The sequence below is a fragment of the Variovorax sp. LjRoot84 genome (assembly GCF_964254305.1).
In the GTDB taxonomy this organism is placed as follows: domain Bacteria; phylum Pseudomonadota; class Gammaproteobacteria; order Burkholderiales; family Burkholderiaceae_C; genus Variovorax.
The window spans coordinates 2030615-2057222 of sequence record NZ_CAXUTE020000001.1; the positions used below are offsets into that span (position 1 = coordinate 2030615).

Genomic DNA, 26608 nt, shown 5'->3' on the forward strand with positions numbered 1-26608 from the left:
TCAGGCCGCGACCTTCTCCACGTGCGCCTGGCGCGTGTAGAGAAAGTCGATTACGGCCTTGCGGGCGTGCACGTAGACGGGGTCTTCCGCGAGCTCGACGCGGTTGCGCGGGCGCGGGATGTCGACTGCCAGCACCTCGCCGATGGTGGCGGCCGGGCCGTTGGTGAGCATGACGATGCGGTCCGACAGGAGCACCGCCTCGTCGACGTCGTGGGTGACCATCACCACCGTGCTGTGCGTCTTCTGCACGATGGCCAGCAGCTCGTCCTGCAACTTGGCGCGCGTCAGCGCGTCGAGGGCGCCGAAGGGCTCGTCCATCAGCAGCACCTTGGGTTCCATCGAGAGGGCGCGCGCAATGCCCACGCGCTGTTTCATGCCGCCGGAGATTTCGCCGGGGCGCTTCTGCGCGGCCGGCGTGAGGCCGACCAGCGCGAGCGCCGCTTCGGTGCGCGCCCTGAGCTGGGCCTTGTTCTCGGTCGAAGCGAACACGCGCTCGACGGCGAGGTAGACGTTCTCGTAGCAGGTGAGCCAGGGCAGCAGCGAATGGTTCTGGAACACCACCGCGCGCTCGGGCCCCGGGCCCTTGATCTCGCGGTTGGCGCACAGCAGCACGCCCTGCGTGGGCGTGGTGAGGCCGGCGATCAGGTTCAGCAGCGTGGACTTGCCGCAGCCCGAATGCCCGATCAGCGTGATGAACTCGCCCTTGGCCACCTGCAGGTTGATGTCGCGCAACGCGAGGAAGCTGCCCTTGGGCGTCTTGAAGCGCTGTTCGACGTCGTGGATTTCGATGTACTTCATGATGGACCGATCGTCCTGAGCTTGTCGAAGGGTCATGCCTTCACCTCTTCGAACGTGAATGCGGTGGCGATCCGGATCAGCGCGAACTCGAGCACGAGCCCGACCATGCCGATGACGAAGATCGCGATGATGATGTTGGCGACGTTGAGGTTGTTCCACTCGTCCCAGACCCAGAAGCCGATGCCGACGCCGCCGGTCAGCATCTCGGCCGCCACGATCACCAGCCAGGCGGTGCCGACCGCGAGGCGCACGCCGGTCAGCATGTAGGGCAGCACGGCGGGGAACAGGATCTTGGTGAGGATCTTCCACTCGGAAAGATTGAGCACGCGCGCCACATTCATGTAGTCGCTGGGCACGCGCTGCACGCCCACCGCGGTGTTGATGATCATGGGCCAGATCGAGCAGATGAAGATGGTCCAGATCGCGGCCGGGTTGGCGCCCTTGAAGACCAGGAGGCCGATCGGCAGCCAGGCCAGCGGCGACACCGGTCGCAGCAGGCTGATCAGCGGATTGAACATGCGCGAGAGGAACTCGAAGCGACCGATCGCGAAGCCGGCCGGGATGCCGACCGCGGCGGCCAGCCCGAAGCCGAGCGCCACGCGCTGGAGCGACGAGAGCACGTTCCAGCCCACGCCCTGGTCGTTGGGGCCCTTGCTGTAGAAGGGATCGCTGAACACGGTCAGCGCCTGTTGCCAGACGGCGGCCGGCGACGGGAAGCCGGTGGTGCTTTTCAGCGCCACGAGTTCCCAGATCAGGACCAGCAACGCAAAGCCAAGGATCGGCGGCAGCACGCGCAGCCAGATCCAGCTGAAGTCGCGCGGGGCGCGGGGCGTGGTCTCTTCCTGCGCGAGCTCTGCAGGCGGGACGGAGGCGGCCGCGGACTTCCTGGCGGCTGCCGGCGTGGCGAGCTGCCCCTGGGCAGCCTCGAGCGGGGAGTGAAAGACGGCACTGACCATGGCGGGCTCCTCAGGCATTGACCTTGAACGACTCGGCGTACTTCTTCGGATCCTTGCCGTCCCACACCACGCCGTCGATCAGCTTGCTGCTGCGCATCGTGTCCTTGGGAACGGAGGTCTTGGTCGCGGCTGCAGCCTGCTTGTAGATGTCGATGCGGTTGATCTCCGTGGCCACCTTGAGGTAGTCCGGATGCTCCTTCAGCAGGCCCCAGCGCTTGTGCTGCGTGAGGAACCACATGCCGTCGGACAGGTAGGGGAAGGTCGCCGCGCCGTCGTTGTAGAACTTCATGTGGTTCGGGTCGTCCCAGTTCTTGCCCAGGCCGTTGGTGTAGCGGCCCAGGATGCGCTGGTTGATGGCGTCCACGCTGGTGTTGACGTAGCTCTTGTCGGCGATGGTTTCGGCCATCTTGTTCTTGTTCTGCAGGCCGGCGTCGATCCACTTCCCGGCTTCGAGAATCGCGGCCGTCACGGCGCGCGCCGTGTTGGGGTATTTCTTGACGAAGTCGCCGGTGGTGCCGAGCACCTTCTCGGGATGGTCCTTCCAGATGTCCTGCGTGGTGACGGCCGTGATGCCGATGCCGTCCATGATCGCGCGCTGGCCCCAGGGCTCGCCGACGCAGTAGCCGTCCATGTTGCCCACGCGCATGTTGGCAACCATCTGCGGCGGCGGCACGGTGATGACCTTGGCATCCTTCAACGGGTTGACGCCGTTGGCGGCCAGCCAGTAGTAGAGCCACATCGCGTGGGTGCCGGTCGGGAAGGTGTGGGCGAAGGTGTATTCGCCTTTCTCCTTCGCCATCACCTTGGCCAGCGAGGCGCCGTCGACCGCGCCCTTGTCGGCCAGTTTCTTCGACAGCGTGATCGCCTGGCCGTTGTTGTTGAGGGTCATCAGGATGGCCATGTCCTTCTTCGGCCCGGCGGTGCCGAGGTGCACGCCGTAGATCAGGCCGTAGAGCACGTGGGCGAAGTCGAGCTCGCCATTGACCAGCTTGTCGCGCACGCCGGCCCAGCTGGCTTCCTTGCTCGGCACGATCTTCACGCCGTACTTCTTGTCGATGCCGAGCACCGAGGCCATGACGACGCTGGCGCAGTCGGTCAGCGGGATGAAGCCGATCTTGACTTCCTCCTTTTCTGGCTTGTCCGAGCCTTGGGCCCAGACGGCTGCGCGCAGGGCGGGGTCGAGCCCGACCGCGCCGATGGCGGCGGCTTGCAGCACGCGGCGGCGATTCAACTTCGGTTTCAGCAAATCGGTCATGGGGCGAGCTCCGGAATGAAGAAAAGACAAAAAGCACAAAACAAAAAAGGCGTCCCGACCACGCACGGGCCGCTCGATAACGAGCCCTTGCGGGATGGGGACGCCTTTGTCCGGTTCGGTGGGTCGCACCCGCCGTTGGATGCCACCTGCCTGAAGACCCTTGCAGGTCTATGCAGGTTTGTTAAGCAAACTGCGTGCCAGCAGTTCAGAGGGGTGGTTTGCTATCAAATCGATAGCCTCCAAAGTCCGCGTCGTGAGGCAAGAGGCGCCGAATCCCTTGAACTGCGATCGAGGCACAGTTGTTGTGCAGCGCACCAATTCAGGTGCGAGGCGCCCGGGACGCCGGCTCGCCGGGCAGGTATTCGGCCATCGAGAGCACCGATTCGGCGACGTCGACCAGCCTGCGGTTCTGGCTCATGGCTGTCTGGCGCAGCATCTTGTGCGCCTCCTCCTCGCTGAGGCGGCGGTGTGCCATCAGCAGGCCCTTGGCGCGTTCGACCAGCTTGCGCTCGTTCAGGGCCGCGCGCACGGTGTCGAGTTCGTCGCTCATCGCCTGCAGCCGGTGCGACTGCTCCTGCACCATCTCCAGAATCGATCGCTCGAGCTGCCGGCCGTAGGGCGTGGCTGAACCCATGGTTTGCGGGTGGCCCGGCGCGTCTGCAGCGGGCTGCTCGTCGAAGAAGACTGCCGCCGGTGTACCCGCCTCGCGCGCCAGCTTGGCCAGCAGCGCGTCATGGGCCTGCAGCTCGGCCCGGGCCTGGCTCGTTTTCTGTTCGCAGACCCGGCGCAGGTCGGCGGCCAGGCGCTCTTCGATCGATTGCATGGCGTCGATGCGCCGGCTGCAGCAGTCGAACCAGGTCTGGCTCAGTTCGGTATCGAGTGCCACGCCGGCGGGTGCCGCGCAGGCGATGCGGCGCAGCCGTTCCTGCTCCGCCAATTGAGCGGGGGATTGACTGCTGCGCCAGAGCTCGGCGATGCGCGCGCCCGAGAACTCGGCGAAGACCTGGAAGCAGCGCTCCTGCGATTCGATCAGATGCAGCCATTGCTGCTGGCGCGCGCTGTCGTTGTGGCCCGAGGCGAAGGCCGCGGCGCCGCAGGCGCGCTCCTGGCCGGCGAACTCCTTGCCCTGCATGAAATTGAACATGGCCACCAGCTGGCGAGAGATTTCCGGGTCGGTGGCGCCGTCCGCGGCCTCGAACACGACTGCGAGCAGCCCTGCGATCAGCTTGACGAAGGCGGCCGTCGCCTCAGCCGGGCTGAGCTCCAAGGCGCCGACGCGACGGCGCAGCTCGGGCAGGCCCTCGAGGCCCGGCAGCACCCAGGCGATGCGGCTGAACAGGCGCGCACCGTTGCCGATGCGGCCCGCGTCGGCCTCGAGCTGATCGAACGAAGCGCGCACCGCCTCTTCCACGCGCAGGCATTCGGCGATCTGCTCGCTGCGCTGCGAGACGAAACGGTGGCCACGCGACGCCAGCAGCACGTTCGAGATGCCGCGTTCGCGCTGCAGCGCATGGACCAGGCGGCCGATCGTGCCGACCAGCGCGCTGGTGCGGGCGAGCTGCTCCAGCGCGTCGATTTCGCAACGCAGGGCGGCCATCAGAAAGCTCAGTCCGGATTTCATCGTGGGGCGGCATGGCTGAAGAGCCATCCTAAGGACATGCAGCAACATCCGTGCCCCGACATCGTGCGCACCCTACACTCGTCGCATGTTTGTATTGGGAATCGAATCGTCCTGCGACGAGACCGGCGTGGCCCTGGTCGAATCCGGCGCGAGCGGCTTGCCGCGCCTGGCCGCGCACGCGCTCCACAGCCAGATCGCGATGCACCAGGCCTATGGCGGCGTGGTGCCCGAGCTGGCCAGCCGCGACCACATCCGGCGCGTGCTGCCCCTGGCGCAGACGGTGTTGTCCGAGGCCGCCCGCTCCCTGGCCGAGATCGACGTCGTCGCCTACACGCGCGGGCCGGGGCTGGCCGGCGCGCTGCTGGTAGGCGCCGGCGTGGCCTGTGCACTGGGCGCGGCGCTTGGCAAGCCGGTGCTGGGCGTGCATCACCTGGAAGGCCACCTGCTGTCGCCCTTTCTCAGTGCCGATCCGCCCGAGTTCCCCTTCGTCGCGCTGCTGGTCTCGGGCGGTCACACGCAACTGATGCGGGTCGACGGCGTGGGGCGCTACGAGCTGCTCGGCGAGACCATCGACGACGCAGCAGGCGAAGCCTTCGACAAGAGCGCCAAGCTGATGGGCCTGCCCTATCCCGGCGGCCCCTGGCTCGCCAAGCTGGCGGAGGAGGGCGACGCCGCGGCCTTCAAGCTGCCGCGGCCCCTGCTGCACAGCGGCGACCTCGACTTCTCCTTTGCCGGCTTGAAGACGGCGGTGCTGACGCAGGCCAGGAAACTCGGCGGCGAGCTCGAAGCGCGCAAGGCCGATCTGGCCGCCTCGACCCAGGCCGCGATCGTCGACGTGCTGCTGAAGAAATCACTGGCCGCCATCGAACAGACCGGGCTGGACCGGCTGGTGGTGGCCGGGGGCGTGGGTGCCAACCGGGCTTTGCGCGAACAGCTCAATGCGGCATGCGCGAAGCGCGGCGTGCGCGTGCACTACCCCGAGCTGCACCTGTGCACCGACAACGGCGCCATGATCGCGATGGCCGCCGCGATGCGCCTGCAGGCCGGCCTGGGGCAGGCGAGCGAGCGCTATGCCTTCGACGTCAAGCCGCGATGGCCACTGGCTTCGCTCTGCGCGCCGGAGCCGGAGTTCGGGTAGTCGAGCCTTTCTTGCCGTGCGAGGGCAGCGGCAGCACCTCGAGCACCTTGCGCCAGAGTTGCGACCACTGCGGCCAGTCGTGGCCGCCTTCGGTGGTGAACACGCGCCCGGCAGGCAAGGCCTCCGCCAGCAGGCGGTGATTGGCGGCGAAGCGGTCGGCGAGGCCGAAACCCAGGTACAGCGGCGGCAGGCCCTTGGCGGGCTTGGAGGCCGCGTACTGCTGAAGCCAGGGCCAGAGCTTGCGATCGACCTCCTGGTCCGGCGGCGGGCCTTCGGGCGCCTTCCAGGCGCGCAGGCCGCCGGCCTTGTGGATCTCGGCGCCGACCGGCCGCCGTCCGAGGTAGGGCGCCAGCGCCACGATGCCGTCGACGGCGCCGGGCTTGGCCAGTTCGTGGATCAGGGCGCCGAAACCGCCGATCGAGATGCCCACCAGCCAGATCGACTTGTAACCCGTCGCACGCTGCGGCCGGAGGATGTCGTGATGCAGCCGCTCGATGAAGGTCTGGTCGTAGTAGTACGACACGTCGGCGTCGACGAGCAGGGCGTCGGCCGCCAGATCCCGCTCCCTGACCGCGCTGATGAAGCCTTCGCGCTCGAACTCTTCAGGCTTCAGGAACGCGCCCGGCAGGAACACCAGCAAGGTGTCCGACCGTGAATCGTCGTGAGCAAGTTTCAAGTGCGTTTTCATGGCGCTTCGTCGAGCGCCCGAGACTTCTTTCTGCTGCCCGCAGTCAAGGTATCGAACGCCAATTAGGAGGAAAGCATTTGAAAAAAACGCCACAAATGTGACGTTCTCTGCACTTATTTTGAGTTCAGAAATGAATCAGGTCGGCAACAAAAAGTTACCGGCCCGATTACCTTCTTGCGTCTTCCAAGCTTCTGAAACAATTTCGTATCAGTTGATGGCGAGCTGGGCGGCGTTGCTGACGGGGACCAGCTTGCCCAATTTCAGAGTCAGCACGCCATTCTCGAGCTTGGCTTCGCTGGTGGCGACCTCGATGTCCTGCGGCAGTTCATAAGCGGCCTTGAATTGGCGTTTTGCATCTGCCTTGCTTTCGATGCGAACCACGGCACCTTCGATGCCGATCGTCAGGTCTTCGCGCGAGAAGCCCGGAACGTCCATCGTCAGCGTCCAGGTCTTTTCGTCCTGTTCGACATTGAGCGAGCGGCGCGCGGCAGAAAAGGCATCGTTCACGAAGCGCTCGAGGCGCTGGTCATAGGCGCGCGGCACGAAGCGGGCGGTGCGAATTGCGGGTGCAAAAAACATGATGGGAACTCCTGAATGAACACAATGAGGACAAGAATGTGTGTCCCTTACACTGCGCGGCGTTTCAAACAACACAAGTGCCGCTTGCCACCTCATCTAGGCGCGGCGGGGGGCGTTTCAAGATGAGTTTTTCCAGCTTTATTTGGCGCCGCAAGGCCTTGAAATTCGCCGCTATGGCGCTATGCGCGGCGGCGCTCGCGCCGGTGTATGCGCAGCCCGCGCCGCCGATCCGGCTCGCGCTGATCGAAAGTATGAGCGGGCCCTTCGCCAACACCGGCGAAGCGGTGTTCCGCAACCTGTTGTGGGCCGTGGAGCGCGTGAATGCGCGCGGCGGCGTCAAGCTGCCCGGCGGCGCCCGCTTTCTGCAGCTGGACCGCTATGACAGCAAGGGCCAGAACGAGGAGGCGCTGTCGGCGCTGCGCGCGGCCATGGACGACGGCGCGCGCATCGTGCTGCAAGGGAATTCGTCGGCTACGGCGGCCGCACTGGTGGACGCCATCGAGAAGAACAACGAGCGCGACCCGCCGCGCCGCGTGCTGTTCCTCAACTACTCAGCGGTCGATCCGGTGCTCACCAACGAGCGCTGCAGCTTCTGGCACTTTCGCTTCGACGCGCATGCCGACATGCGCGTGACGGCGCTGATGGACGTGCTGAAGAACGACGCAGCGCTCAAGCGCGTCTACCTGATCGGGCAGGACTACAGCTTCGGCCAGGCCGTGCTGCGCGAATCGAAGCGGCAGCTCGGCGCGCTCCGGCCGGATGTGCAGATCGTCGGCGACGAGTTGCATCCGATGGGGCGCGTGAAGGACTTCGCGCCCTACGCCAGCAAGATCCTCGCGAGCGGCGCGCAGGCCGTGATCACCGGCAACTGGGGCAACGACCTCACGCTGCTGGTGAAGGCGGCGCGCGAGGCGGGTTTCAACGGCAGCTTCTACACCTTCTACGGCAACGCGCTCGGTGCGCCGGCGGCCATCGGCGATGCCGGCATCGGCCGCGTGGTCGCTGTGGCGGATTGGTTGCCGAACGTGCAGACGCGAGAGTCCGAAGCCTTCTACCGCGCCTTCCGCGAGCGCTTCCCCAAACCGGCCGAGGATTACGTGCACATGCGCATGCAGTTGCTGGTCGAGTCGCTGGCCCAGGCGGTCGAACGCGCCGGCAGCGTCGACACCGTGGCCGTGGCGCGCGCGCTCGAAAAGGCCGAGGTCACGCTGGCGGGCCAGAGCGGCCGCATGCGCGCCGCCGATCACCAGTTCCAGCAGGCCCTGGTGGTCGGCGTGATGGACAAGCAGGGCACGCCCGGCGTGAAGTTCGACGTCGAAGGCTCCGGCTACGGCTTCCGCGTCGTGAGGACAATCCCTGCAGAACGGGCCGAGATGCCCACCAGCTGCAAGATGCAGCGCTCCTGAATTTCCAAGGAACAGACACGATGCGCGAAGCCATCCACAACCTCGAAGCCTCCAAGATCCGTGAGGTCGCCAACGCCGGCCTGGGCCGCAGCGACGTGCTGGCCTTCTGGTTCGGCGAGAGCGACGAAGTGACGCCCGAGGTGATCCGCCAGGCGGCGATCGATTCGCTGCAACAAGGAGAAACCTTCTATGCTCACAACCTGGGCCTGCCGGAACTGCGCGAGGCCGTTGCGCAGTACATGAGCGGGCTGCATCCGGCGATCGAGGCCTCGCGCATCGCCATCACCTCGGGCGGCGTCAATGCGCTGATGCTGGCGGTGCAGGCGCTGGTCGATGCGGGCGACGAAGTGGTCGCGGTCACCCCCGTGTGGCCCAACCTGACGGCGCAGCCCGCGATCCTCGGTGCGCGCGTGCGTTCCGTGCCGCTGGTGCCGAAGGCAGGGCAATGGACGCTCGACCTCGACGCGCTGCGCACCACGGTCACGCCGGCGACGAAGCTGCTCATCGTCAACGCGCCGAACAACCCGACCGGCTGGACCCTTGCGAGCGCGGAGCAGCAGGCGATCCTCGACCACTGCCGTCAGACCGGCACATGGATCCTGGCCGACGAGGTCTACGAGCGGCTCTATTTCGACGCCACGCCGAAGGGATGCGCGCCCAGCTTTCTGGACATCTCGACGCCGGACGACCGGCTCGTCGTCGCGCACAGCTTTTCCAAGAGTTTCCTCATGACCGGTTGGCGCCTCGGCTGGCTGGTGCTGCCGCCGGTGCTGATGGACGGCATGGGCAAGCTGATCGAATTCAACACTTCCTGCGCGAGCGTGTTCACCCAGCGCGCCGGCATCGCTGCGCTGGCGCACAGCCAGGAGATCACGCCGCGCGTGGTCGCGCACCTCAAGGCCTGCCGCGACACGCTGGTGCCCTTGCTCGCCGACATCCCGGGCGTCCAGGTGGCGCCCGCGCGCGGCGGCATGTACGCATTTTTCAAGCTCGAAGGCTTCGACGATTCGCTGGTGCTGGCCAAGCGCCTGGTGGCCGAGGCCGGGCTCGGGCTTGCGCCGGGGAGCGCTTTCGCACCCGAGGGGCAGGGCTGGCTGCGCTGGTGCTTTGCCTCGAAGGATCCGCAACGCCTGGTGCAGGGCGTCGAGCGGCTCAAGACTTGGCTGGCAGCCCGATAGTCGTTCGGGTTTTCATGCCAGGGATGCCACCGATCCGGCTTTGCCGGTCGGTCGGCATCGCCCCCGGTAGGGGGAAGGCGCGCGCGACACAAAGTGCGCGAAGCCCGGGAGCGGGTTATAATCCCAAGGCTTTGCATGCCGCAAGGCGCACGGCGGGTGCAGTTCCAGCGCCCGCCGCAAGTCAAACATTCCGGAACAGGAAAATCATCAAATGATCGCAGCCTCCATCAAGGCGGAAGTTGTCAAGGACAACGCCCGCGCCGCCAACGACACCGGCAGCCCCGAAGTGCAAGTCGCACTGCTGACCGCCCGCATCAACGAACTCACCCCGCACTTCAAGACGCACGCCAAGGACCACCATGGCCGCCGCGGCCTGCTGCGCATGGTGAGCCGCCGCCGCAAGCTGTTGGACTACCTCAAGTCCAAGGACGCCGACCGCTACACCGCGCTGATCGCCAAGCTGGGTCTGCGCAAGTAAGGCCGAATCGCATGCAAGAACGCCTGGGTTAGTCCGCTAGCTCAGGCGTTTTTTACTTCGGAGCCGCCAAAACAGAGCGAAGCTGTGTCATTCCAACGAAGTTCACGCCGAATTTCTCTGGAATGGCATCGTGTTCTGGAAAGCGCTCCGGCCCCGCGGGGTCTGTGATCACCACAGGCAAACCCGCTAATCAAAACAGGAGCTAAACATGAGTCTCTTCAACAAAGTCACCAAGACCTTCCAGTGGGGCGGCAAGACCGTCGTTCTGGAAACCGGCGAAATCGCCCGCCAGGCCAGCGGCGCCGTGATCGTGGACATCGAAGGCACCGTCGTGCTGGCCACCGTCGTCGCTTCCAAGGCAGCCAAGCCGGGCCAGGATTTCTTCCCGCTGACCGTCGACTACATCGAGAAGACCTATGCCGCCGGCAAGATCCCCGGCAGCTTCTTCAAGCGCGAAGCCAAGCCCAGCGAACTCGAGACGCTGACCTCGCGCCTGATCGACCGGCCGATCCGCCCGCTGTTCCCCGAGGGCTTTTTGAACGAAGTGCACGTGGTGATCCACACGCTGTCGCTCAATCCCGAAGTCGACGCCGACATCGCCGCCATGATCGGCACGAGCGCCGCGCTGTCGATCTCCGGCATTCCCTTCAGCGGCCCGATCGGCGCCGCGCGCGTGGGCTATATCAACGGTCAGTACGTGCTGAATCCGGGGCAGACCGAGCGCAAAGATTCGCAGATGGACCTGGTCGTCGCCGGCACCGAAGCGGCCGTGCTGATGGTCGAGTCCGAAGCCCTGCAGCTGAGCGAGGAAATCATGCTCGGCGGCGTGGTGTTCGGCCATGAGCAGGCCAACATCGCGATCAATGCGATCCACGAACTCGTGCGCGACGCCGGCAAGCCGGTGTGGGACTGGCAGCCGCCGGCCGAGGACGAAGCCTTCGTCGCCAAGGTCAAGGGTCTGGCCGAAGAGAAGCTGCGCGCCGTCTACCAGATCCGCAGCAAGCAGGCTCGTACGCAAGCCCTGCGCGAGGCCAATGCCAGCGTGATGGACGCGCTGAAGGAAAGCGGCGAGCCCTTCGACGCGGGCAAGGTCAACGACCTCCTGTTCGCGATCGAATCGAAGATCGTGCGCAGCCAGATTCTCTCGGGCGAGCCGCGCATCGACGGCCGCGACACGCGCACCGTGCGTCCCATCGAGATCCGCAACGGCGTGCTGCCGCGCACCCACGGCTCGGCCCTGTTCACGCGAGGCGAAACCCAGGCGCTGGTCGTGACCACGCTCGGCACCGAGCGCGACGCGCAGCGCATCGACGCGCTGGCCGGCGAGTACGAAGACCGCTTCCTGTTCCACTACAACATGCCTCCCTTCGCCACCGGTGAAGTGGGCCGCATGGGCTCGACCAAGCGCCGCGAAGTCGGCCACGGCCGTCTGGCCAAGCGCGCCCTCGTGGCCTGCCTGCCGACCAAGGAAGAGTTCCCCTACACGATCCGCGTCGTGTCGGAAATCACCGAGTCGAACGGCTCCTCGTCGATGGCTTCGGTCTGCGGCGGCTGCCTCTCGATGATGGATGCGGGCGTACCGATGAAGGCCCACGTGGCCGGCATCGCGATGGGCCTGATCAAGGAAGACAACCGCTTCGCCGTGCTGACCGATATCCTGGGCGACGAGGATCACCTGGGCGACATGGACTTCAAGGTGGCCGGCACGACCAACGGCATTACCGCGCTGCAGATGGACATCAAGATCCAGGGCATCACCAAGGAAATCATGCAGGTCGCCTTGGCGCAGGCCAAGGAAGCGCGCATGCACATCCTGGGCAAGATGCAGGAAGCGATGGGCGAGGCCAAGGCCGAAGTCTCGAGCTTCGCGCCGCGCCTGTTCACGATGAAGATCAACCCCGAGAAGATCCGCGACGTGATCGGCAAGGGCGGCTCGGTGATCCGCGCGCTGACCGAAGAGACCGGCACGCAGATCAACATCGACGAAGACGGCACCATCACCATCGCTTCGACCGACCCGGCCAAGGCCGAAGCGGCCAAGAAGCGCATCGAGCAGATCACGGCGGAAGTCGAGATCGGCAAGACCTACGAAGGCCCGGTCACCAAGATCCTCGACTTCGGCGCACTCATCAACCTGCTGCCCGGCAAGGACGGCCTGCTGCACATCAGCCAGATCGCGCACGAACGCGTCGAGAAGGTGACCGACTACCTGAGCGAAGGCCAGATCGTGAAGGTCAAGGTGCTCGAGACCGACGAGAAGGGCCGCGTCAAGCTGTCCATGAAGGCGCTCACCGAGCGTCCGGCCGGCATGGAGTTCAGCGAGCGTCCGCCGCGCGAAGACCGCGGCGAGCGTCGCGAGCGTGGCGATCGCCCGCCGCGTGCCGAGCGCGCACCGCGCTTCGACAACGCCGAACGCGGCGAGCAAGCTGGCGAGCAGGCGGTGGCGGTCGAACAGGACCAGCGGCCGCAAGAGCCCAACGGCGGCGACCGCCAGCCCTGAGAGGCGAGGGCGGTGACGCCTTTGCCGTCATTTCACCGTGCGTCTGCCCGCCAGGGCGGGCGCTGCAGCCGAGACCAGCATGAAAGCCATTGAAATCACTTCGTACGGCGCTCCCGAGGTGCTGCGCGTGGCCGAGCGCCCCGCGCCGGTCGCGGGCGCGGGCGAGTTGCTGATTCGCGTGGCCGCGAGCGGCGTGAACCGCCCCGACGTGCTCCAGCGCACCGGCAACTACCCGGTGCCGCCGGGCGCTTCGGATTTGCCGGGGCTCGAGGTCGCGGGCGAGATCGTTTCGGGCGATGCCGCCGCGATGCGTGAGGCTGGCTTCGCCGTCGGCGATCGCGTCTGCGCGTTGATCGCGGGCGGCGGCTATGCAGAACTCTGCGTGGCGCCCGTGGCCCAGTGCCTGCCGGTGCCCAAGGGCTGGAGCGATGCCGAGGCGGCTTCGCTGCCAGAGACCTTCTTCACCGTGTGGAGCAATGTGTTCGATCGGGCCCGATTGCAAAAGGGCGAGACTCTGCTGATCCAGGGCGGCTCGAGCGGCATCGGCGTCACGGCCGTCCAGCTCGGCAAGGCCTTCGGCGCGACGGTGATCGTGACGGCCGGCAGCGACGACAAGTGCGAAGCCTGCAGGAAGCTCGGCGCCGACCATGCGATCAACTACAAGACGTCCGATTTTGTCGAAGAGGTCAAGCGCCTCACCGGCGGCAAGGGCGTTGACGTGGTGCTCGACATGGTGGCCGGCGCCTACGTGCCGCGCGAGATCGAATGCATGGCCGAGGACGGCCGGCTCGTGATCATCGCAGTGCAGGGTGGCACAAAGAGCGAATTCAATGCGGGCCTGGTGCTGCGCAGGCGGCTCACGATCACCGGTTCGACCCTGCGTCCGCGGCCGGTGGCATTCAAGGGTGCGATCGCAAAGGCCTTGCGCGAAAAAGTCTGGCCGCTGCTCGAAAGCGGCGCCGTCAAGCCCGTGATCCACAGCACCTTCGCCGCACAGGGCGAGCCCAGCGGCGCGGCGCAAGCCCACGTCCTGATGGAATCGAACCAGCACATCGGCAAGATCGTGCTGACCTGGTGAACAAGACAGACATGACGACAAAGAAAAAGCTCATCGCCGGCAACTGGAAGATGAACGGCAGCCTCGCGGCCAACGAGGCGCTGGTGAAGGCTCTGCTGCAGGGCGTCGGCACGCCTTCGTGCGACATCGCGGTGTGCGTTCCGACGCCGTACCTGGCGCAGGTGCAGGCGCTCGTCGCCGGATCGCCGATCGCGCTGGGCGCGCAGGACGTGTCGGCGCAGCCGCAAGGCGCATTCACCGGCGAGCAATCGGCGGCCATGCTGAAGGACTTCGGCGTGCGCTATGCGATCGTGGGCCACTCGGAGCGTCGCCAGTACCACGGCGAGACGGACGAACTGGTGGCGGCCAAGACCGCCGCTGCGCTCGCGAACGGCATCGCGCCCATCGTCTGTGTCGGCGAAACGCTGGCAGAGCGCGAGGCAGGACACACCGAAGAGGTCGTGAAGCGCCAGCTCGCGGCGGTGATCCATGTCAATGGCCACTGCATCAGCGAGATCGTCGTGGCCTACGAGCCCGTCTGGGCCATCGGCACCGGCAAGACCGCGACGCCCGAGCAGGCGCAGGCGGTGCACGCCGTGCTGCGTGCGCAACTGCACCACGCGGCGAGCGAACACGCGGCAGGCATCCGCATCCTTTACGGCGGCAGCATGAATGCAGCCAATGCGACCGAATTGCTGGCCCAGGCCGACATCGACGGCGGCCTGATCGGCGGCGCTTCGCTGAAAGCGCCCGACTTTTTGCAGATCATTGCTGCGGCACGCTGAGACCAGCGCAGCCGCGAACGAATTTAGGAGTTAGAACGAATGAACGTGGTCCTCAATATCCTGGTGGGCGTACAGATGCTCACCGCACTCGCGATGATCGGCCTGATCCTGATCCAGCACGGCAAGGGCGCCGACATGGGCGCGGCCTTCGGCAGCGGCAGTGCGGGCAGCCTGTTCGGCGCCAGCGGCAGCGCGAACTTTCTTTCGCGCACCACCGGCGTTCTCGCCGCCGTGTTCTTCGCATGCACCTTGCTGCTCGCCTATTTCAGCCATGCACGGCCGACGGGCGGCGGCAGCCTGCTCGAGCGCGCCACGATCGGCGCGCCGGCGCCGGCGCCCGCCCCCGCACCTTCGGGCCCGGCATCGCAGATTCCTTCCGGCAACGCACCTGCTGCTGCGGCACCGGGCACGAATGCACCGGCTTCGGCGCCTGCTGCACCGGCTTCGGGCGCTGCGCAGATCCCGACCAAGTGATCCTGTCGTTTTCGATGCGGTCACCGAGCGAAAACGACTTCATTTCAGGGTAAACTCTAAAGCTGTCCGGAAAGCCAAAACCCTATCGGGTTCCTCATGCCATCCGGACACACAAAACCGCGGTCGTGGTGAAATTGGTAGACACGCTATCTTGAGGGGGTAGTGGCGAAAGCTGTGCGAGTTCGAGTCTCGCCGACCGCACCAAATCTCGCCGACAGGAAGCTTCATCTTCCTGTCGGCGTCAAGCGGTAAAAGACCCCGATGAACCTCGATTCCTACCTTCCCGTCCTGTTGTTCATCCTGGTCGGAGTCGGTGTCGGCGTCGCACCGCAGGTTCTCGGTTACATCCTCGGCCCCAATCGGCCCGACGCTCAAAAGAACGCGCCCTACGAATGCGGCTTCGAAGCCTTCGAAGACGCGCGCATGAAGTTCGACGTGCGCTACTACCTCGTGGCGATTCTCTTCATTCTTTTCGACCTCGAAATCGCCTTTCTCTTCCCGTGGGCGATCGCGCTCAAGGAAATCGGTCCGGTCGGTTTCTGGGCCATGATGATTTTTCTCGCCATCCTCGTCGTGGGCTTCGTCTACGAGTGGAAAAAGGGCGCGCTCGACTGGGAATGAACAATGGCCATTGAAGGCGTCATGAAGGAAGGCTTCGTCACCACCACCTACGACTCGGTGGTGAACTGGGCCAAGACCGGATCACTGTGGCCGATGACCTTCGGCCTCGCATGCTGTGCGGTGGAAATGATGCACGCGGGTGCCGCGCGCTACGACATCGACCGATTCGGCATGCTGTTCCGCCCGAGCCCGCGCCAGTCCGATCTGATGATCGTGGCCGGCACGCTGTGCAACAAGATGGCGCCGGCGCTGCGCAAGGTCTACGACCAGATGCCCGAGCCCCGCTGGGTGCTGTCGATGGGCTCGTGCGCCAACGGCGGCGGCTACTACCACTACAGCTACTCGGTCGTGCGCGGCTGCGACCGCATCGTGCCGGTCGACGTCTATGTGCCGGGCTGCCCGCCGACCGCCGAGGCGCTGCTCTACGGAATCATCCAGCTCCAGCAGAAGATTCGCCGCACCAACACGATCGCGCGTGCCTGAGAAGCGAGAGACGATGACCGACTTTGCTATTTCTCCCGAGGCACTGCAGACCCAGATCGCCGAAACGCTTGGCGCCAAGGCCAAGAGCGTCACCCTCGCGCTCGGCGAAGTGACGGTGGTGGTCGGCGCGGCCGACTATCTGGAAGCCGCGACCCTGCTGCGCGACGCGCCCGGCTGCCGCTTCGAGCAGCTGATCGATCTCTGCGGTCTGGACTACTCCGACTACCGCGAAGGCGAGTGGGAGGGCGAGCGCTTCTGCGTGGTGACGCACCTGCTTTCCGTGAGCCTCAACCAGCGCGTGCGCCTCAAGGTGTTCGTGCCCAACGAAGATCTGCCGGTGATCGATTCGCTGACCGGCATCTGGAACGCCGCCGGCTGGTTCGAGCGCGAAGCCTTCGACCTCTACGGCATCGTGTTCGAAGGCCACGACGACCTGCGCCGCATCCTGACCGACTACGGCTTCATCGGCCACCCGTTCCGCAAGGACTTCCCGGTCTCGGGCCATGTCGAGATGCGCTACGACGCGGAGCAGAAGCGCGTCATCTACCAGCCGGTCTCGATCGAGCCGCGCGAGATCACGCCGCGCGTGATTCGCGAAGACAACTACGGCGGATTGCACTGAGACCGACATGGCCGAAATCAAGAACTACACGCTGAACTTCGGACCCCAGCACCCCGCGGCGCACGGCGTGCTGCGCCTGGTGCTCGAGCTCGACGGTGAAGTGATCCAGCGCGCCGATCCGCACATCGGGCTCCTGCACCGCGCGACCGAGAAGCTCGCCGAGACACGCACCTACATCCAGTCGCTGCCCTACATGGACCGGCTCGACTACGTCTCGATGATGAGCAACGAGCACGCGTACTGCCTCGCGATCGAGCGGCTCATGGGCCTCGACGTGCCCATCCGCGCGCAGTACATCCGCGTGATGTTCGACGAGATCACGCGCCTCTTGAACCACCTTCTGTGGCTGGGTGCGCACGGCCTGGACTGCGGTGCGATGAACATGCTCATCTACTGCTTCCGCGAGCGCGAAGACCTGTTCGACATGTACGAGGCAGTGTCGGGTGCGCGCATGCACGCGGCCTACTATCGGCCGGGCGGCGTCTACCGCGACCTGCCGGACGCGATGCCGCAGTACAAGGTCAGCAAGATCAAGAATGCGAAGGCGATCGAGCGCCTCAACCAGAACCGCCAGGGTTCGCTGCTGGACTTCATCGACGACTTCTGCAAGCGCTTCCCGAAGATGGTCGACGAGTACGAGACGCTGCTCACCGACAATCGCATCTGGAAGCAGCGCACTGTTGGCATCGGCGTGGTAACGCCCGAGCGCGCGCTGAATCTCGGCTTCACCGGCCCGATGCTGCGCGGCTCGGGCGTCGAATGGGATCTGCGCAAGAAGCAGCCCTACGAGGTCTACGACCGCATGGACTTCGACGTGCCGGTAGGCAAGACCGGCGACTGCTACGACCGCTATCTCGTGCGCGTCGAGGAAATGCGCCAGGCCAACCGCATCATCCAGCAGTGCTCGGCCTGGCTGCGCGTCAACCCGGGCCCGGTGATCACCGACAACCACAAGGTCGCGGCGCCGGCGCGCGAGTCGATGAAGGCGAACATGGAGGAACTGATCCACCATTTCAAGCTCTTCACCGAAGGCTTTCACGTGCCCGAAGGCGAGGCCTATGCCGCCGTCGAGCATCCCAAGGGCGAGTTCGGCATCTATCTCGTGAGCGATGGCGCCAACAAGCCCTACCGTCTGAAGATCCGCGCTCCGGGCTTCCCGCATCTGGCGGCGCTCGACGAGATGTCGCGCGGCCACATGATTGCCGACGCGGTCGCGGTGATTGGCACCATGGACATCGTGTTCGGCGAGATCGACAGGTGAGCGAACGAATGACCACCCACAGCAGCAACCAGGCGCCGCTTTCGGCTGCCACGCTGGAGCTTTTTGCGCGCGAGGTCGCCAAGTACCCGCCGGCAGGCAAGCAGTCGGCCGTGATGGCCTGCCTCGCGATCGTGCAGAAGGACGAAGGCTTCGTCAGCGTGCAGCGCGAGCGCGAGATCGCCGCCTACCTGGGCATGGCGCCGATCGCGGTGCACGAGGTCACGACCTTCTACAACATGTACAACCAGCAGCCGGTGGGCAGGTTCAAGCTCAACGTCTGCACCAACCTGCCGTGCCAGCTGCGCGACGGCGCGGTGGCGCTGGCTCATCTCGAGAAGAAGCTGGGCATCCAGATGGGCGAGACCACGGCGGACGGCATGTTCACGCTGCAACAGAGCGAGTGCCTCGGCGCCTGCGCCGATTCGCCTGTGATGCTGGTCAACGACCGCACCATGTGCAGCTTCATGAGCAACGAAAAACTCGATCAGCTGATCGACGGCCTGCGTACCTCGACGGCGGAGGGTGCGCAATGATGACGCCCGAACAAGTGCTCTCGCAGTTCCAGGCCACCGGCGTCCAGACCTGCTTTCACGACCGCCATATCGAGCCGCAGATCTATGCCGGTCTCGACGGCACCAACTGGCGCCTGGCCGACTACGAAGCGCGCGGTGGCTACAAGGCGCTGCGCAAGATCCTCGGCGAAGGCATCACGCCCGAGCAGGTGATTGCCGAAGTCAAGGCCTCGGGCCTGCGCGGCCGCGGCGGCGCGGGCTTCCCGACCGGCCTCAAGTGGAGCTTCATGCCGCGCCAGTTCCCGGGCCAGAAGTACCTGGTCTGCAACTCGGACGAAGGCGAGCCCGGCACCTGCAAGGACCGCGACATCCTGCAGTTCAACCCTCACATCGTGATCGAGGGCATGGCCATCGCCGCCTATGCGATGGGCATCAGCGTGGGCTACAACTACATCCACGGCGAGATCTTCCAGACCTACGATCGCTTCGAAGAAGCGCTGGAAGAGGCGCGCGCCGCCGGCTTCCTGGGCGATGCCATCCTGGGCAGCAGCTTCAATTTCCAGCTGCATGCGTCCCATGGCTTCGGCGCCTACATCTGCGGCGAAGAAACCGCGCTGCTCGAATCGCTCGAAGGCAAGAAGGGCCAGCCGCGCTTCAAGCCGCCGTTCCCAGCGAGCTTCGGGCTCTACGGCAAGCCGACGACCATCAACAACACCGAGACTTTCGCTGCGGTGCCGTGGATCATCGTCAACGGCGGTCCGGCCTACCTCGAATGCGGCAAGCCGAACAACGGCGGCACCAAGATCTACTCGGTCAGCGGCGACGTCGAACTGCCCGGCAACTACGAAGTGCCGATGGGTACGCCGTTCTCGAAGCTGCTCGAACTCGCCGGCGGCGTGCGCAAGGGCCGCCAGCTCAAGGCCGTGATTCCCGGCGGCTCGTCGGCGCCGGTACTGCCGGCCTCGATCATGATGGAGTGCACGATGGATTACGACTCCATCGCCAAGGCCGGCTCGATGCTGGGCTCGGGTGCGGTGATCGTGATGGACGACAGCCGCTCGATGGTCGAGTCGCTCAAGCGCCTCTCGTACTTCTACATGCACGAGTCTTGCGGCCAGTGCACGCCGTGCCGCGAAGGCACGGGCTGGCTCTGGCGCGTGGTGGACCGCATCCACAACGGCCACGGCAAGCCGAGCGACATGGAGCTGCTCAATTCGGTGGCCGACAACATCCAGGGCCGCACCATCTGCGCGCTCGGCGACGCCGCCGCGATGCCGGTGCGGGCCATGATCAAGCACTTCCGTCACGAGTTCGAGGCCTTGATCCCGGGCTACGTCCCGAAGGCACCCGTCAAAGCCTGAGCGCGAAAACACATACATATATGGTTGAAATCGAACTCGACGGCAAGAAGGTCGAAATCGTCGAAGGCAGCATGATCATGCATGCGGCCGACAAGGCGGGCACCTACATCCCGCACTTCTGCTATCACAAGAAGCTCAGCATCGCGGCCAACTGCCGCATGTGCCTGGTCGACGTCGAAAAGGCGCCCAAGCCGATGCCGGCCTGCGCCACGCCGGTGACGCAGGGCATGATCGTGCGAACGAAGAGCGACAAGGCGATCAAGGCCCAGCAGTCGGTGATGGAGTTCCTGCTGATCAACCATCCGCTCGACTGCCCGATCTGCGATCAGGGCGGCGAATGCCAGCTGCAGGACCTGGCCGTCGGCTACGGCGCTTCGTCCTCGCGCTACGAAGAAGAAAAGCGCGTGGTCTTCCACAAGGACGTGGGCCCGCTCATCAGCATGGAAGAGATGAGCCGCTGCATCCACTGCACGCGCTGCGTGCGCTTCGGCCAGGAAGTGGCCGGCGTGATGGAGCTCGGCATGTCGCATCGCGGCGAGCATGCCGAAATCGAAACCTTCCTCGGCGATTCGGTCGACTCCGAGCTCTCGGGCAACATGATCGACCTCTGCCCCGTGGGCGCGCTCACCAGCAAGCCCTTCCGCTACAGCGCCCGCACCTGGGAACTCTCGCGCCGCAAGTCGGTGAGCCCGCACGATTCGACCGGTGCCAACCTGATCGTCCAGGTCAAGAACAACCGCGTGATGCGCGTGGTGCCGCTCGAGAACGAAGAAGTCAACGAATGCTGGATCGCCGACCGCGATCGCTTTTCGTACGAAGCATTGAACGGCCCCGAGCGCCTCACGCAGCCGATGCTCAAGCAGGGCGGCCAGTGGCAGCAGGTCGACTGGCAGACCGCGCTTGAGTACGTGGCCAATGGCCTGAAGCAGATCAAGACCGACCATGGCGCGCAGAGCATCGGCACACTCGCCAGCCCGCACAGCACGCTCGAAGAGCTGCACCTGGCCAAGCTGCTGACGCACGGTCTCGGCAGCGGCAACATCGACTACCGGCTGCGCAACGCCCAGTTCAACGCCTTCGAAGGCGTGCGCTGGCTCGGCACCTCGATTGCATCGCTGTCGCAACTGCAGCGCGCGCTCGTGATCGGCAGCAACCTGCGCAAGGACCATCCGCTGTTCGCGCAGCGCATTCGCCAGTCGGTGCGCAAGGGTGGCGTGCTGAGCGCGCTGACCTCGCCCGAACTGCTGGCCGACCACGAAGCCTGGGCCATGCCCGTGGCGAACGCCGTGCGCGTGGCGGCGCAGGACTGGGTGGATGCGCTGGCCGAGATTGCCGGCGCGGTTGCCGCCAGCACCGGCGTCGCGGCGCCCGTGGCCAGCAGCGATGCGCCTGGCGATGCAGCCAAGGCCATCGCAGCGTCGCTGCTCGGCGGCGAGCGCAAGGCCATCCTGCTCGGCAATGCGGCCGCTCACCATGCCGACGCCGGCGCGCTGCTGGCGCTGGCGAACTGGATCGGCGCCCAGACCGGCGCAACCGTCGGCTATCTCACCGAGGCCGCCAATACGGTCGGCGCGCAGCTGGTCGGTGCCCTGCCCAGGGACGGCGGCCTGCACGCGGGCGACATGCTCGCCGGTGGACTCAAGGCCGTGATGCTGCTCAACACCGAGCCGGTGTTCGATGCGGCGGCCGCCGCATCCGCGATCGAGGCACTCACGCACGCCCAGATGGTCGTGACGCTGAGCCCCTTCAAAGCCAACCTCGAATTCAGCGACGTGCTGCTGCCGATCGCACCCTTCACCGAGACGCCGGGCACCTTCGTCAACGCCGAAGGCCGCGTGCAGAGTTTCCATGCGGTCGTGAAGCCGCTCGGCGAAGCGCGTCCGGCCTGGAAGGTGCTGCGCGTGCTGGCCAACCTGCTGGGCCTTTCGGGCTTCTCCTTCGAATCGACGGCCGATGTGCTGGCCGACATCGGTGCAGGCGCCAGCGTGCCGGCCGACAAGCTGAGCAATGCCACCGCGGCCCGTCTCGACGGTGAGCGCACCGCCCATGCTGCGCCGCCGGTGGCGGCAAGCATCTATCAGCTCGACTCGATCGTCCGCCGCGCACCGTCGCTGCAACTGACGGCCGACGCGCGCGCGACGCACATCGTGGCCGCGCAGGAGGTGTTCGCATGATCGACACCCTGCACGGCTTCGGCCAGGGCCTGGTCGCGGCCCACTGGTGGACCGGCCTCGCCTGGCCGGTGATCTGGACCCTGATCAAGATCGTCGTCGTGGTGCTGCCGCTGATGGGCGCGGTCGCCTACCTCACGCTGTGGGAACGCAAGGCCATCGGCTTCACGCAAATTCGCCTGGGCCCCAACCGCATCGGTCCGCTGGGCCTGCTGCAGCCGATCGCCGACGCGCTCAAGCTCCTGACCAAGGAAATCATCCTTCCCACGGTCGCGAACAAGGGCCTGTTCCTGCTCGGCCCGATCATGACCATCATGCCGGCGCTGGCCGCCTGGGTCGTGATTCCGTTCGGTCCCGACGTCGCGCTGGCCAATATCAATGCCGGCCTGCTGTTCGTCATGGCCATCACCTCGCTCGAGGTCTATGGCGTGATCATCGCGGGCTGGGCCTCGAACTCGAAGTACGCGTTTCTCGGTGCGCTGCGCGCCTCAGCGCAGATGGTCAGCTACGAAATCGCGATGGGCTTCTGCTTCGTCGTCGTGCTCATGGTCTCGGCCAGCCTCAACATGACCGACATCGTGATGGGGCAGGGCAAGGGGCATTTCGCCTCGATGGGCATCGGCTTCCTGTCGTGGAACTGGCTGTCGCTGCTGCCGATCTTCCTCGTCTACTTCATCTCGGGCCTGGCCGAAACCAACCGCCATCCCTTCGACGTGGTGGAAGGCGAATCGGAAATCGTCGCCGGCCACATGATCGAGTACTCGGGCATGAGCTTCGCGATGTTCTTCCTGGCCGAGTACGCCAACATGTGGCTGGTCTCGATCCTGTGCGCGGTCCTGTTCCTCGGCGGCTGGCTGCCTCCCTTCGACTTCCTAGGCTTCATCCCGGGCTGGATCTGGCTGGGCATCAAGACCTTCGTCGTGGTCACCATGTTCCTGTGGGTCCGCTCGACCTTCCCGCGCTTCCGCTATGACCAGATCATGCGGCTCGGCTGGAAGATCTTCATTCCGGTCACGCTGGTGTGGCTGGTGGTGGTCGGCGCCTGGATGCAGACCCCGTACAACATCTGGAAATAACTGGAATCGCCATGTCTGCGCACACCGCAACCTCGCCGGCGCCGTTTTCACTCAAGGACTTCCTGTCCAGCTTCATGCTGGTCGAGCTGTTCAAGGGGCTCGCGCTGACCGGCAAGTACGCCTTCAGCCGCAAGATCACCGTGCAGTTTCCCGAAGAGAAGACGCCGCTGTCGCCGCGCTTCCGCGGCCTGCATGCACTGCGCCGCTACGAGAACGGCGAAGAGCGCTGCATCGCCTGCAAGCTCTGCGAGGCCGTCTGCCCGGCGCTCGCGATCACCATTGAATCGGATGTGCGCGACGACGGCTCGCGCCGCACCACGCGCTACGACATCGACCTGACCAAGTGCATCTTCTGCGGCTTCTGCGAAGAGAGCTGCCCGGTCGACTCCATCGTCGAAACCCACATCTTCGAATACCACGGCGAAAAGCGCGGCGACCTGTACTTCACCAAGGACATGCTGCTGGCCGTGGGCGACCGCTACGAAAAAGAAATCGCCGCCAACAAGGCGGCGGACGCCAAGTACCGCTGAAGCGGGACTGGCCCGAACTTCAAAAAACCAACCCGATCCATGGACGTCAAGACCGGCCTGTTCTACCTGTTTGCCGCGGTGCTGCTTTTCGCGGCCTTCCGCGTCATCACCGCGCGCAACCCCGTGTATGCCGCGCTCTATCTGGTGCTTGCGTTCTTCCAGGCATCGGCGATCTGGCTGCTGCTGCGCGCCGAGTTCCTGGCCATCTCGCTGGTGCTCGTCTACGTCGGCGCGGTGATGGTGCTGTTCCTGTTCGTCGTGATGATGCTCGACATCAACGTCGACGCGCTGCGCGAGGGCTTCTGGAAGCACTTCCCGCTCGCGGCCGGCGTCGGCGCGCTGATCGCGCTCGAAATGGCCGCGGTGCTGATGGGCGGCTTCCGCCTCGCCGAGCCGAAGACCGCCATGGCCTCCGGGCCGGGCACTTCCAACACGCTCGAACTCGGCAAGCTGCTCTACACGGAGTACCTCTACCCGCTGGAGATCGCTGCCGTCATCCTGCTGGTCGCCATCGTCGCGGCCATCGCGCTCACGCTGCGCACCCGCAAGGACAGCAAGTACGTGAACCCGTCCGACCAGGTGCGCGTGAAGGCGCGCGACCGCGTGCGCATCGTGCAGATGCCCGTCACGCGCGCGGCGCAGCCTGCCGCTGCAGAAACACCGGCAGCCGGGGAGACCAAGGCATGACGCTCACGCTCGGACACTTTCTCTCGCTGGGTGCGATGCTTTTCGCGCTGTCGGTGATCGGCATCTTCCTGAACCGCAAGAACCTGATCGTGCTCTTGATGTGCATCGAGCTGATGCTTCTTGCAGTCAACGTGAACTTCGTCGCCTTCTCGTACTTCCTCGGCGACATGCACGGCCAGATCTTCGTGTTCTTCATCCTGACCGTGGCCGCGGCCGAGTCGGCCATCGGGCTGGCGCTGCTGGTCCTCTTGTTCCGCAACAAGTCGAACATCAACGTCGACGAACTCAACGCGCTCAAGGGCTAGGACTGACATATGAGCGCAACTCTCTCCGCATCCGCACTGCTGGCCGTGCCGCTGGCGCCCCTGGTCGGCTCCGTGCTGGCCGGCCTGTTCGGCACCAAGTTCGGCGGCAACCACATCGGCCGCCGCATCACGCATTCGCTGACCATCCTCGGCGTCTTCATCGCTTTCGTGATCTCGGCCATGACGCTCAAGAGCGTGGTCGCCGACGGCGCCCGCTTCAACGCCACCATCTACGAATGGATGGTGGTCGGCGGCCTCAAGATGGAAGTCGGCTTCCTGGTCGACGGCCTCACCGCGATGATGATGTGCGTCGTGACCTTCGTGTCGCTGATGGTGCACATCTACACCATCGGCTACATGGAAGAAGACGAGGGCTACAACCGCTTCTTCGCCTACATCTCGCTCTTCACCTTCTCGATGCTGATGCTCGTGATGAGCAACAACATGCTGCAGCTGTTCTTCGGCTGGGAGGCGGTGGGCCTGGTGTCCTATCTGCTGATCGGCTTCTGGTACAACAGGCCGAGCGCGATCTTCGCCAACCTCAAGGCCTTCCTGGTCAACCGCGTGGGCGACTTCGGCTTCATCCTCGGCATCGGGCTGATCGCCGCCTACGCCGGCACGCTGAACTACGCCGAGGCCTTCGCCAAGGCCGACGCGCTCGCCAAGCTGAGCTTCCCCGGCACCGAGTGGATGCTGATCACCGTGATCTGCATCTGCCTGTTCATCGGCGCGATGGGCAAGAGCGCGCAGTTCCCGCTGCACGTGTGGCTGCCCGATTCGATGGAAGGCCCGACCCCGATCTCGGCGCTGATCCACGCCGCGACCATGGTGACGGCCGGCATCTTCATGGTGGCGCGCATGTCGCCGCTGTTCGAGCTCAGCGACGCGGCGCTTTCCTTCGTGCTCGTGATCGGCGCCATCACCGCGCTCTTCATGGGCTTCCTGGGCATCATCCAGAACGACATCAAGCGCGTGGTCGCCTACTCGACGCTCTCGCAGCTCGGCTACATGACGGTGGCGCTCGGCGCCTCGGCGTACTCCGTCGCCGTGTTCCACCTGATGACGCACGCCTTCTTCAAGGCGCTGCTGTTCCTCGGCGCCGGCTCGGTGATCATCGGCATGCACCACAACCAGGACATCCGCTGGATGGGCGGCGTGCGCAAATACATGCCGATCACCTGGATCACCTCGCTGGTGGGCTCGCTGGCGCTGATCGGCACGCCTTTGTTCGCGGGCTTCTACTCGAAGGACAGCATCATCGAAGCCGTGCACGAAAGCCATCTCTGGGGCGCGGGCTTCGCGTACTGGGCGGTGCTGGCTGGCGTGTTCGTCACGGCCTTCTATTCGTTCCGCATGTACTTCCTGGTGTTCCATGGCAAGGAGCGCTACAACCAGAATCCCGAGAACAATCACCACGGCGACGATGCGGAACCGGATCCGCACGGTCATCACCACGATCACAGCGTGCCGCACGAGTCGCCCTGGGTGGTCTGGCTGCCGCTGGTGCTGCTGGCCATTCCCTCGGTCGTGATCGGCTACATGACCATCGATCCGATGCTCTTCGGCGGCTTCTTCAAGGACGCGATCATCATCGACGAGAGCAAGCACCACGCGATGAAGGAACTGGCCGAGGCCTTCCACGGCCCGATGGCGATGGCCCTGCACGGCCTCACTGCCGCGCCGTTCTGGCTCGCGCTGGCCGGCGTGGTGATGGCCTGGTACATGTACCTCGTCAATCCGGCGCTGCCGGCGGCGATCAAGCGCGCCTTCGGTCCCGTCCATCGGCTGCTCGAGAACAAGTACTACATGGACTGGATCAACGAGAACCTCATCGCGCGCGGAACGCGCGCGGTGGGCACCGGTCTCTGGAAAGGCGGGGACCAGGGGGTCATCGACGGCGCCATCGTCGACGGCTCGTGGAAGGCGATCGGCCGCGTCGCCGGCGTCGTGCGCTGGATGCAGTCCGGCTACATCTACCACTACGCGTTCGCGATGCTGATGGGCATCTTCCTCCTCATGACGTACTTCGTCTGGTTCAACAGGTAAGCGCAAAGCGCCGGAGATAA

General features: G+C 65.3%; 26 protein-coding genes and 1 tRNA gene. 21 read left to right on the forward strand and 6 right to left on the reverse strand.

Annotation, left to right across the window (positions count from 1 at the left end; genetic code table 11):
• From ACSQ9I_RS10535 to ACSQ9I_RS10550, 4 genes are all read right to left on the reverse strand, one after another.
• Positions 1-798: an ABC transporter ATP-binding protein gene (locus tag ACSQ9I_RS10535; protein WP_093102407.1), complete on the reverse strand. Its 798-nt coding sequence runs from the start codon at positions 796-798 to the stop codon at positions 1-3.
• Positions 799-830: 32 nt separating this feature from the next.
• Entirely contained in the window at positions 831-1754 is a 924-nt protein-coding gene (ntrB, locus tag ACSQ9I_RS10540) for a nitrate ABC transporter permease (protein ID WP_436313137.1), read from the reverse strand.
• Between the two features lie 10 nt (positions 1755-1764).
• Positions 1765-3009 (reverse strand): CmpA/NrtA family ABC transporter substrate-binding protein, encoded by a 1245-nt coding sequence (locus ACSQ9I_RS10545; protein ID WP_093102409.1) that lies wholly within the window; start codon positions 3007-3009, stop codon positions 1765-1767.
• A gap of 319 nt (positions 3010-3328) precedes the next feature.
• A complete protein-coding gene (locus ACSQ9I_RS10550; RefSeq protein WP_436313138.1) occupies positions 3329-4630 on the reverse strand; it encodes a nitrate- and nitrite sensing domain-containing protein in 1302 nt (433 codons plus the stop codon).
• An 85-nt stretch (positions 4631-4715) separates the two neighbouring features.
• On the opposite strand from ACSQ9I_RS10550, the gene tsaD reads away from it, so the two are divergent.
• Positions 4716-5768 (forward strand): tRNA (adenosine(37)-N6)-threonylcarbamoyltransferase complex transferase subunit TsaD, encoded by a 1053-nt coding sequence (tsaD, locus tag ACSQ9I_RS10555; protein WP_436313139.1) that lies wholly within the window; start codon positions 4716-4718, stop codon positions 5766-5768.
• Here the strand turns inward: tsaD and ACSQ9I_RS10560 are convergent.
• Entirely contained in the window at positions 5713-6444 is a 732-nt protein-coding gene (locus ACSQ9I_RS10560) for an alpha/beta hydrolase (protein WP_436313140.1), read from the reverse strand. The genes tsaD and ACSQ9I_RS10560 overlap by 56 nt on opposite strands.
• Before the next feature lie 219 nt (positions 6445-6663).
• Positions 6664-7035 (reverse strand): Hsp20/alpha crystallin family protein, encoded by a 372-nt coding sequence (locus ACSQ9I_RS10565; RefSeq protein WP_436303517.1) that lies wholly within the window; start codon positions 7033-7035, stop codon positions 6664-6666.
• 122 nt (positions 7036-7157) lie between these two features.
• Between ACSQ9I_RS10565 and ACSQ9I_RS10570 the strand changes: the two genes are divergently transcribed.
• The 20 genes from ACSQ9I_RS10570 (at position 7158) to nuoL (ending at position 26588) form a co-directional block, all read left to right on the forward strand.
• On the forward strand, positions 7158-8441 hold the full coding sequence (locus tag ACSQ9I_RS10570) for a branched-chain amino acid ABC transporter substrate-binding protein (RefSeq protein ID WP_436313141.1): 1284 nt from the start codon (positions 7158-7160) through the stop codon (positions 8439-8441).
• A gap of 20 nt (positions 8442-8461) precedes the next feature.
• Entirely contained in the window at positions 8462-9619 is a 1158-nt protein-coding gene (locus ACSQ9I_RS10575; protein ID WP_436313142.1) for a pyridoxal phosphate-dependent aminotransferase, read from the forward strand.
• A 211-nt stretch (positions 9620-9830) separates the two neighbouring features.
• On the forward strand, positions 9831-10097 hold the full coding sequence (gene rpsO / locus ACSQ9I_RS10580; protein ID WP_007837783.1) for a 30S ribosomal protein S15: 267 nt from the start codon (positions 9831-9833) through the stop codon (positions 10095-10097).
• A gap of 208 nt (positions 10098-10305) precedes the next feature.
• Complete coding sequence (pnp, locus tag ACSQ9I_RS10585) at positions 10306-12597, forward strand: polyribonucleotide nucleotidyltransferase (RefSeq protein WP_436313143.1); 2292 nt, start codon at positions 10306-10308, stop codon at positions 12595-12597.
• 79 nt (positions 12598-12676) lie between these two features.
• Positions 12677-13675, forward strand: a complete 999-nt coding sequence (locus ACSQ9I_RS10590) for an NAD(P)H-quinone oxidoreductase (RefSeq protein ID WP_436308822.1) — start codon at positions 12677-12679, stop codon at positions 13673-13675.
• Positions 13676-13686: 11 nt separating this feature from the next.
• On the forward strand, positions 13687-14439 hold the full coding sequence (gene tpiA / locus ACSQ9I_RS10595) for a triose-phosphate isomerase (protein WP_436313144.1): 753 nt from the start codon (positions 13687-13689) through the stop codon (positions 14437-14439).
• 39 nt (positions 14440-14478) lie between these two features.
• The gene (gene secG, locus ACSQ9I_RS10600; protein WP_436313145.1) at positions 14479-14913 is read left to right on the forward strand and encodes a preprotein translocase subunit SecG; all 435 of its coding nucleotides are present in this window, start codon (positions 14479-14481) and stop codon (positions 14911-14913) included.
• A gap of 119 nt (positions 14914-15032) precedes the next feature.
• Positions 15033-15117 (forward strand) — tRNA-Leu (locus ACSQ9I_RS10605).
• A gap of 57 nt (positions 15118-15174) precedes the next feature.
• Positions 15175-15534, forward strand: coding sequence for an NADH-quinone oxidoreductase subunit A (locus ACSQ9I_RS10610; protein WP_093102424.1), 360 nt, complete (start codon positions 15175-15177; stop codon positions 15532-15534).
• A 3-nt stretch (positions 15535-15537) separates the two neighbouring features.
• Complete coding sequence (locus ACSQ9I_RS10615; RefSeq protein WP_021008163.1) at positions 15538-16017, forward strand: NuoB/complex I 20 kDa subunit family protein; 480 nt, start codon at positions 15538-15540, stop codon at positions 16015-16017.
• Between the two features lie 13 nt (positions 16018-16030).
• Positions 16031-16639 carry an NADH-quinone oxidoreductase subunit C gene (locus ACSQ9I_RS10620; RefSeq protein WP_093102425.1) on the forward strand — a complete coding sequence of 203 codons (609 nt, stop codon included), beginning with the start codon at positions 16031-16033 and terminating at the stop codon, positions 16637-16639.
• A 7-nt stretch (positions 16640-16646) separates the two neighbouring features.
• Entirely contained in the window at positions 16647-17900 is a 1254-nt protein-coding gene (locus tag ACSQ9I_RS10625) for an NADH-quinone oxidoreductase subunit D (RefSeq protein ID WP_093102427.1), read from the forward strand.
• Positions 17901-17908: 8 nt separating this feature from the next.
• The gene (gene nuoE / locus ACSQ9I_RS10630) at positions 17909-18433 is read left to right on the forward strand and encodes an NADH-quinone oxidoreductase subunit NuoE (RefSeq protein ID WP_093102429.1); all 525 of its coding nucleotides are present in this window, start codon (positions 17909-17911) and stop codon (positions 18431-18433) included.
• Complete coding sequence (nuoF, locus tag ACSQ9I_RS10635; protein WP_170855467.1) at positions 18430-19773, forward strand: NADH-quinone oxidoreductase subunit NuoF; 1344 nt, start codon at positions 18430-18432, stop codon at positions 19771-19773. The genes nuoE and nuoF overlap by 4 nt, the downstream gene beginning before the upstream one ends.
• Positions 19774-19793: 20 nt before the next feature.
• Positions 19794-21947 (forward strand): NADH-quinone oxidoreductase subunit NuoG, encoded by a 2154-nt coding sequence (gene nuoG, locus ACSQ9I_RS10640; RefSeq protein WP_436313146.1) that lies wholly within the window; start codon positions 19794-19796, stop codon positions 21945-21947.
• Complete coding sequence (gene nuoH / locus ACSQ9I_RS10645) at positions 21944-23020, forward strand: NADH-quinone oxidoreductase subunit NuoH (RefSeq protein WP_436313147.1); 1077 nt, start codon at positions 21944-21946, stop codon at positions 23018-23020. Before nuoG ends, nuoH begins: the two co-directional genes overlap by 4 nt.
• Before the next feature lie 11 nt (positions 23021-23031).
• Positions 23032-23550 carry an NADH-quinone oxidoreductase subunit NuoI gene (gene nuoI / locus ACSQ9I_RS10650; RefSeq protein ID WP_093102433.1) on the forward strand — a complete coding sequence of 173 codons (519 nt, stop codon included), beginning with the start codon at positions 23032-23034 and terminating at the stop codon, positions 23548-23550.
• Between the two features lie 39 nt (positions 23551-23589).
• Complete coding sequence (locus ACSQ9I_RS10655; RefSeq protein ID WP_093102435.1) at positions 23590-24237, forward strand: NADH-quinone oxidoreductase subunit J; 648 nt, start codon at positions 23590-23592, stop codon at positions 24235-24237.
• Positions 24234-24542 (forward strand): NADH-quinone oxidoreductase subunit NuoK, encoded by a 309-nt coding sequence (gene nuoK, locus ACSQ9I_RS10660; RefSeq protein ID WP_086922746.1) that lies wholly within the window; start codon positions 24234-24236, stop codon positions 24540-24542. Before ACSQ9I_RS10655 ends, nuoK begins: the two co-directional genes overlap by 4 nt.
• Positions 24543-24551: 9 nt before the next feature.
• Positions 24552-26588 carry an NADH-quinone oxidoreductase subunit L gene (nuoL, locus tag ACSQ9I_RS10665; protein ID WP_436313148.1) on the forward strand — a complete coding sequence of 679 codons (2037 nt, stop codon included), beginning with the start codon at positions 24552-24554 and terminating at the stop codon, positions 26586-26588.
• Positions 26589-26608: the final 20 nt, after the last annotated feature.